Raw genomic sequence first — 387 nt, forward strand, 5'->3', positions numbered from 1 at the left:
AGACCGCAGGGTCTTGGGAGAGTAGGACGTCGCCAAGCAGGTGTTATGTTTTACACCTATGTTTTATCTTGCACCTTGAAAACTGGATAACGAAAGAAAAAGAATTGCTGAAACATCCTTTAGTTGTTTTTACGTAAGCGARAGGTGTTCGAGATTGTTSCGACTTCTTTTCGTTTTGTTTCAACCATTTGATGTCTTAGGAGATCAGAGAAACAAAATGAAAACGGCGGACAAGCCGAATCACCACGAGCAATTGGTTAAGCTAGTAAGAGCGCACGGAGGATGCCTAGGCACCAGGAGCCGAAGAAGGACGTGGCGAACAACGATACCGCCCCGGGGAGCCGTAAGCAGGCATTGATCCGAGGATTTCCGAATGGGGAAACCCAG

1 rRNA gene is annotated in these 387 nt (G+C 47.3%); it reads left to right on the forward strand.

Annotated features, from left to right (window positions below):
* Positions 1-255: 255 nt before the first annotated feature.
* A 23S ribosomal RNA gene (locus AC1DM9_RS34595) occupies positions 256-387 on the forward strand; the annotation flags it as partial.

The organism is Paenibacillus sp. 01T431, from assembly GCF_056398625.1.